This is a genomic window from Mixta tenebrionis (assembly GCF_006517625.1).
GTDB classification, from domain to species: domain Bacteria; phylum Pseudomonadota; class Gammaproteobacteria; order Enterobacterales; family Enterobacteriaceae; genus Mixta; species Mixta tenebrionis.
Map to the genome: position 1 here is coordinate 297,477 of NZ_VHQI01000007.1, position 7,925 is coordinate 305,401.

At 44.6% G+C, this 7,925-nt stretch carries 4 protein-coding genes; 2 read left to right on the top strand and 2 right to left on the bottom strand.

The window, feature by feature from the left end; translation table 11 throughout:
• Nucleotides 1-207: 207 nt before the first annotated feature.
• A complete protein-coding gene (locus tag FKM52_RS13770; RefSeq protein ID WP_141176738.1) occupies nucleotides 208-3,546 on the top strand; it encodes a hypothetical protein in 3,339 nt (1,112 codons plus the stop codon).
• A gap of 348 nt (nucleotides 3,547-3,894) precedes the next feature.
• Nucleotides 3,895-4,884, top strand: coding sequence for a hypothetical protein (locus FKM52_RS13775; RefSeq protein ID WP_141176739.1), 990 nt, complete (start codon nucleotides 3,895-3,897; stop codon nucleotides 4,882-4,884).
• 53 nt (nucleotides 4,885-4,937) lie between these two features.
• On the opposite strand, the gene FKM52_RS13780 is transcribed toward FKM52_RS13775, so the two are convergent.
• On the bottom strand, nucleotides 4,938-6,128 hold the full coding sequence (locus FKM52_RS13780) for a tyrosine-type recombinase/integrase (protein WP_141176740.1): 1,191 nt from the start codon (nucleotides 6,126-6,128) through the stop codon (nucleotides 4,938-4,940).
• Nucleotides 6,129-6,650: 522 nt separating this feature from the next.
• Nucleotides 6,651-7,817: a hypothetical protein gene (locus FKM52_RS13785; protein WP_063136010.1), complete on the bottom strand. Its 1,167-nt coding sequence runs from the start codon at nucleotides 7,815-7,817 to the stop codon at nucleotides 6,651-6,653.
• Nucleotides 7,818-7,925 lie beyond the last annotated feature (108 nt).

Here is a 7,925-nt window from a genome sequence, read left to right on the forward strand (position 1 = left end):
TTTATTAGATATTGCGCGGGAGTAATGTAGCGTGGGAATAAAAAACACGTCTCTGAGTGTAACCGAACGAGAGAAGATGCTTTCTGACAGGAACATAACTATGGTGGAAAAGTATCAGATAATTAAGGTTGAATGGGTAATGTAATTTCTTACCTTACACAGGTCTTTATTTTTATTTATCTGTATTGAATATAAGCGGGATATACATTGATAGACGCTAACGAAGCGCAGGAAACTTATCGTGATTTCCGGACTCGTCTCCTGAGACATTGTAAATTGAATACAACAAGTTGTGGCCATCAGGTTTCATTTGATGGAACTATACCTCCTCATCCTTACAGAAGACTTCGAAAGCTGATTATTGAATTTCGCGAGCAGGTTTCTTTTCGCTACCTGAGAAACCCTGGCGAAATAGGGTATGAGCATCATGTTCGACGTGCTTTGGGGATCCCGCTATCTATTTCTCTGTGCCCAAAACGTTGGTCACTGCTAAGACATATCGCGCAAATATTTGTCCCGCTACGTTTCACTATGTGCCAGATGCACTCAATTTTGCTTCAGGTGCGCACTTATGATGGGCGGGAATATATATTCAATAAATATTTTGCGCGGATGTTCCCTCTGGACCCTGTGAGATTCACCGCTGGCATTGATTTCGCCTTAAGGCGTTTAGATCTCCCTTCTACATGGGAAGAATTTCAGGCGCTACAGCGTCTCGATCCTGACTGGATAAAGGCGACTTATGATGTAGGGATCCGCAATATCAGCGACATAGTACCCTATGGTCAATATGGTCACTTTAAGTTGAGGGGTTATTTTGCCCGGATACTCGTCAAAGAGAAAATTGTGGCTACCCGGGAAGAGCTTGAATGGCTAAATTACAAGGGGGACGATCATTGTCGATACTATATTGACGATATGGAAATTTATCCTCGGGCAAAGAATGTAATTCAATTATTGCTCAGCCGCGGTATTGAGAGGAAACATATTGCAGGTGTGTTTCGTTATCCGTTAACTTCCTTTAACCCATCTCAACTTATTACAAATCTGAGCATCATGCATAAAAATGGTCAGGTTGATATAAGCGCTTTATTTGATGAGGCTGGAGATATGTTCTGGCGTACATCACCAGAAAGTTGGTTCTTTGTTCTGAATATACTGGGTGCCGTATCAGCAACAGACGTTATGAAATTCAGAAGGTTACTCAATTCTCATCGTACGCTTTCTGTATATTTTGCAGAAGAATTAAAAAAACTTGGCGCTGATATTAGTGGGTTGGCTCAATGCCAGTCACTGATTCTGACTGTTAGCGGTCAGGAAAATTGTCTAATTCCTGTAGAACAACTTAACATGCTTGCGGCAGAACCACATTTGATGAGTATTGAGCAGATCTCGCTATGCGTTGATTATCTCTCTGAGCCAGAAAAATTATCGGACTTTCTGACTGTACTGACTAAATATGGATATGGGGCTGCCTCCGCCGTACTTGCCTTCCAGGTTTGCTATAAAAACTCATCAGGTGACTTGCTGGATGTATGGTTAAGTATATTAGGTGGTCGAGGAAAAGGTCAGGAGTTTGAAGTTATAGCCGATTGGGTGGCAAAGACCCAGAGAGGGGGACATTCAGCAGGATACATATATTTATTAGGTGCGGTTCCTGTTTCCGATTTTAAGCAATTACAGCAGATATCACCTGTTGTTACCCTCGGACCCAGTATGTTGACTTTTCTCGTTGAGAATTGTGGTTTATGCAGTGTTCAGGCGATCAGAAACTGGTACTTCCATGCACGTGGTATTCACGGGCTCGATCGTTGGTGGCGAGTTGATGATGTCTATTATCTGCTTCTTGAAGATGCTTTTAATCGAAACAATTTCAGCTTCGTCAAGGGCAACCGACATTGTATTGATGATGCTGTCACTACCCGCGTCAGAGGCGTTTTGGGGAGCCGACCTTACCGCGCCGATGAAGAAACGAAGGCATCGTACGACAAAGCCTATGAGGCACAGTCTGCAAGTGAGTTACAGGCATTGCTTCCCGTTTTACCGCTGGTGCTGCAACAGACAGGCGGTATTCTCCTGAAGAGCGTTGTGGGTAGTGCATGGGATGCTCCTGAGATACTCAATGCTAAACTGACTGCGCTGACTCCTCTGATTAATGACTTACTTTGTGGTAAGGGGCCTTCATCACCCGTACTGGATGCGCTTGAGGTGGATGCAATAGCGCTATTGTACCGTTCTTCCATTGAATCGGTTGGCATGCACTGGGCAAAACTGTTTGGATATGAGACTCACCTGGCAGGGATGAGACTTCGCAGCCATTATCCGATGGTGTGGCAGGGTTCAGTCCGTCAGTTGAAAAATTCGCTTGAACGAAAAAGCTTACTTGCGATGGCTGCAGCTGCGGCGTACAGCACGAAGTTCAGAAACGAGGAATATGGTGATATTTTTGTGGCATGTAAGCACCTGAGAGCAAGAAGATTATATCATGCCGCCAGTGACCCATGGGCTCTGGCGGCCCATCTGGGAGTGTTACTTTCAGCCGCGCAAGCTGATTCTGTAGTCGCTGAATGGATTTCCAGAGATCTGGAGATTGTTGCTCATATGGCCGAAGAAGGGGAGCAAACGTTCGAACGGATTGAGCAACTGGAGAAGCTTTTTTACAGTAGCCTGCCTGATGCCCTCAGTGAACATTCTGCCAGATTTCTCCGGCAGTTCGACGACTCAGACGCTGCATTTCTTGCAGAGAGGCTTGCCGGAAATAGAGTATGTTCAGCGGGTGGTGGAGCAGAACAGTTGCTTGAAGGATTCCGGCTGGCTCAGGAGACAGTTTTGACAGTATGTCAGCGCTGGATAATCAGAGAGAAAAGCAAATTCGTGCAGGATAAATCCGGGGAGCTTACAACAATGTTGTCTGCCTTTTTATCCAAACATCCTGCTGCCTTCTTTGCTAAACAGACAGTCGGTCTGTGTACTCGTAACAATACTCTAATGTGGGAAGAGCCCCGGCATGCCCATTTGGTAGTTTTTAACCAAAAGCAACGATGTGTGGCGGGGATGGCGCTAATCTACATTGAACCGATTAAGGCATTGCATTCAGATAAAAACTGCCTCATCATTCGGGCCATTAACCCAACTGACGAGATGCTGGCCACACACACGAGTTCGTCTATTGTTGATGCCTTTTTCGATGTGGCTATCCAGATTGCAAAAGATAACGCATTAGCGGCTGTGGCATTTCCATACCATAACGGTGTACACCTGCTATCGAATCATCCAGCCATCGAGAAGGATATTGATAAGCGCTATATTAAACCTTCAGTAAGACAATTCTACGGACAACCTGATAATGAAAAAGTGGAATGGCGAATAAAACCACGTGCGATTGGTTCCACATTTTTCGCCTACGAACAGGGGGATGAAAAAGTCAGTGAGCTTTACGCTATTTGGTCCGGGGATGTTAAAGAGGATAGCGTCAGGGGAGCACTTATTCATACGGATCATGTCGTTTCCGACAACATTTCCGAAAAAGCATCTGAACGAAAATGAAGGTTATGAGCTGTTAGGCGGCGGCTAATCATCTGTTGTGAACCTGTAATTCATTCTGTGTCATTGCCGCCATATTGGAAGTGAGCGCTCAGGCAATCACCGAATCCGATAACAAAACGATTCATTACCAGCCGTCAGTTTATGCATCTATTCTCGCCGCAGCCAACGTGGTGCCCGTATCCGCGCCTTTCGGGTTATCACCTGACTTTTAGCGCTTACCCTGAATATCTCCTGTGCTCTTCATTGCGTTATCAGACCTAGTGTTGTTTTTATCGCCCACCAAGTGTATATTTAACCAGTGCTGTATGCGACCCCAGTGTCAGAGTTTAATCCAGGGCAGGAGAACTAATGGCCACATGCTCTGAGCGTTTTTTAAGCTACGATGATATTTGTAAACGCCCTGCTTTTGATCAAAATTATGAGATCAGCCCTGATAATTTTCATAAACTCATTGGTAAATACTCCTTTAAGGAAAGGCATATTTGTCAGGTACGTACAAATAAAGGTATTTGTCGTCAGAAACACAATAATGGTTGGCTGGGTGTTTCTCTGGAAGGCGTTGAAGCACTGATTGGTTGTGATTGTGCGGTAAACTATTTTTCAGCCCATGATGACTTCATCCGGGAAAAGAATCGTGTTAATGATGAACTTGACCGGAAAGAAGCGCTTGAGAAAATGTCATTATTACTCGAAAAAAAGCTGGAAACGGCGAGTTATATTGTGGACCTTGAAAAAACAGTCAAAGAGGTTGAAGGTAAACTAAGCGAAATTTATAATACCTTCCCCAATGATGTTTTGAGTTTTCTCTACGATGCTCAGAGAACAAATAACTGGGATGTGTTTGTTGATGTGCAAAAATTCAAAACAGTTAAAGATGAAAATGGAGAATCATTCCCCCAGGAGAGCTGGATTAAAAGTAAACTGGGAAAAATTAGTGCCATCTCTCCATCAATGGATTTAAAACGTCTTTTAGATAACGTGACAGATCTCAGGAAATTTTACAACTCATTCGCCACGGTCAGGCCTGATGATTTAGCTGATATAAAAACACCGAAGCTCAAAAAACATGTTAAGCGACTTGGTCTGAAGGATGAATATGCACAGTTGATAGTGAAATATAATGAGGAAGTTAGTGCGTTTTTAAAAGAATCCAATATGGAACTTCTAATATATGTCTGTGATAGTAATAAAGAACAATTCTTAACTACGCAGGCGTTGATGAGATTGTCTGGTTTAAAAGCCGCTCATAGCACCTATATTGATAAACGTTTGAAAAGTATTAAGGATAAAATGGAAAAATTATTCGGTGGCGATTACATAAGGAAGAGTGTGCGCTAATTACTAAAAAAAAGAATAACACGCTAAAGCTCAGCCCTTTATGGGCTGAGCTTTTATGCTGCGGTATTTGTACCTTCCAGCCCATCAATATAATCAGCATACCACTGCATCATCTCGCGGCGATTTTCCAGATATTGCGCATGGTTGTACGTGCCACGAATGCTGTTCTTATCCACGTGGGCCAACTGCATCTCGATCCAGGCTGTATTAAACCCCTGCTCATGCAGAATGGTGCTCATGGTGTGCCGAAAGCCGTGGCCGGTAGCTTTACCATCGTAACCGATACGTTTGATCACCATGTTAATACTGGCTTCACTCATCGGTTTGTTGATGTTGCAACGCCCTGGAAACACGAGTTGATACTGACCGGTATAAGTGCGGAGCTCCTGCAGGATCGCCAGAACCTGGTCTGACAAAGGCACCAGATGCTTACGGCGCTTCTTCATGCGGCTTTCAGGGATCGTCCATAACGCATTCTCCAGATCGAACTCGTGCCACTCTGCTGCGCGCAATTCGATAGTACGTACCCCCGTGAGCAGCAGCAGACTGGTTGCCATACGCGTAATGCAACTGCCGTGGTAATCAGCCAGACTGGAAAGAAACGCGGGTAATTCAGATGACTGAAGGTGAGGGAAATGCTCAGTCTTTGGCGCGGTTAATGTGCCGGTCAGCTCTGCTGCTGGATTAATCGTCGCACGTCCTGTTGCGATGGCGTAGCGAAAAATCTGATTGCAGTACTGCCTGACCTTACGTAATTTTTCCAGCGAACCACGTTTTTCAATCAGACGTAAAACCTCCAGCATCTCCAGAGGAAGGATCTCCGCGACAGGGCGCTTGCCCACATGCGGGAAGATATCCTTCTCCAGCGCCTCCAGAACGCTTTCTGCATAGCTTTCCGACCATGAGATACACTTGTGCTTATGCCACTCCATGGCGAGCGCCCTGAAGGTATTAACGACGGATATTTTTTTTGCGAGTTTTTCGAGCTGCTTTTTCTCACTTGGGTCACCTCCGTCTGCAATCACCTTTCTCGCTTCGTCGCGTTTTACACGCGCGTCAGCCAGGGAAATCTCAGGATAAACACCAATAGATAACTTTTTCTCTTTGCCGGCGATACGGTATTTCATGCGCCAGTATCGTTTTCCGGTGGTGGTTACCAGGAGAAAAAGGCCACGTTCGTCAGAGAGTTTATAGTCCTTCTCTTTAGGCTTGGCGGTCTCTACCTGCCGGGCTGTCAGTGCCATATGGGGGCCTCAAATTTCATTGAACAAGAAGAGCCCCCTGAAAAGCCCCCAGATGCAACTTGATTAAGGTAGAGTTGGGTTGAGGTCAGTGGAGTTCGGAATGTTCGAAAATGGTGTATGGCAGTGATTATACTTGAGTTTTGTGGAGTTTGGGAGACGTACATAGAAGTGAAAGTGGTGCCCGGACTCGGAATCGAACCAAGGACACGGGGATTTTCAATCCCTTAAAAAAAGACCAAACGATCTATTAGAACTGACAGCCTTTTACTGGTTTACCTTAAGAAAAATGTTGCAGTTGGGTGCTATAAGCCTTANCCAAGGACACGGGGATTTTCAATCCCTTAAAAAAAGACCAAACGATCTATTAGAACTGACAGCCTTTTACTGGTTTACCTTAAGAAAAATGTTGCAGTTGGGTGCTATAAGCCTTAAATGAGGTCCAAATGAGGCGTTTCGAAGCTACCAGATATCTACCATTGAGTACGTATGGCTTATTACAGTGTAGCTTCGGAGGTCTGATACCTATGTTTCATTAGATGAAAGAACCTCATCCTGAGCAAGCAAGGTAATTACATCACCAGCAATATCTGATCTGATTCCCGGTGATTTATGAGCCACATAGGTAGCAACAGCCAGAGGCCTCAAGTTTAAGTTAGCTGAGATGCGTTTGATTTCTTCGATAACGTTGAATGCGTCACATTCCAGTGCAAGGCTCGTACGCGCAGTATCGAGAGCAATTCGTTGAACAGCAGTGAGGGGGATGTGTTTCTTCAGTTCTGCTGTGATAATCCGCTGAGCTTCAACGCCAATAGATGCGCCTCCTTCAACTATTCCCGTTAGTCCTACAAGTTTTCCGCCATCGCTGCGACTATTATCATCTTTGACTTTTGGAGGGGGGACTAAGGCAGTTATATCAACATCCTGCTGAAGCAAATCCAGAAGTTCGGGGAGTATCTCCGGCTTGATAACATTTTTTAAGGCTGCGGCTCTGTTTGCAAGGTTGACAGGAGAAACCCCTAGCCGTGCTGACATAGCAATAAGACAATTTGCTACGACAATAATATCGCTGATACCTGCCAGATGTGCACATTCATCCCGGAAAGCTTTATCGTCACGTAGTACTTTTGGGAGCTGGATGTGTTTTAATATTTTTTGTTTCTGCGGTGATTTGGAATAACCACGTAAAGCCATTTCGGCACTTTTTGTAACTTCTCTGATACTATCGGCCAGTTCGTCGCCGCCTTCCAGACTCGTAGTAAGTTGTAGCATGTAATTGAGTCTGGCAGGCATGTCATGCGTGGCTTTCCCTGATGCAATTTTCTGGCTAATTTCATTCAAATTGCTGATTACCCCAACTGCGATTTTTGATGGCGGTTTTGCTGTATTAGTAACCTTGTGTCTTGAATGTACTTCTCGAGACATCAATGTAAGCGCTTTACGCCAGTCGGGTTGGATACCGGCTTTTAGCGTCTCAAGATTGCTGATGATGTTACGAAGATTGTCGCATCTTGCCAGTGGTATTGGTTCACCGTTAGATTTTCCAGTAGTTAACCAACGAACAATAAAAACGAAATCAGCTTTAGCAGAGGCTCGCAGCCCATCAATCACCCGCTCCCTTGCTTCAGGCGTATGGGGATTATTTTTGCGTACTGGCAGTCGATCACTTTTATTGTAAGTTGGTTTTTTCATATCACTATCTCAAATTAGCCCATGCTAAATGTTTCCGCCTACACCTTTGAATTTATCTATAAAGGCACCAATTTTTTGGAATACGGTCTGCTTTTTCGTTTTGTACTG

What these genes read in the sequence shown, in the direction of transcription:
- FKM52_RS13775 (WP_141176739.1), top strand. Translation starts at nt 3,895, where the DNA reads ATGGCCACATGCTCTGAGCGTTTTTTAAGCTACGATGATATTTGTAAA.
- FKM52_RS13780 (WP_141176740.1), bottom strand. Translation starts at nt 6,128, where the DNA reads ATGGCACTGACAGCCCGGCAGGTAGAGACCGCCAAGCCTAAAGAGAAG.
- FKM52_RS13785 (WP_063136010.1), bottom strand. Translation starts at nt 7,817, where the DNA reads ATGAAAAAACCAACTTACAATAAAAGTGATCGACTGCCAGTACGCAAA.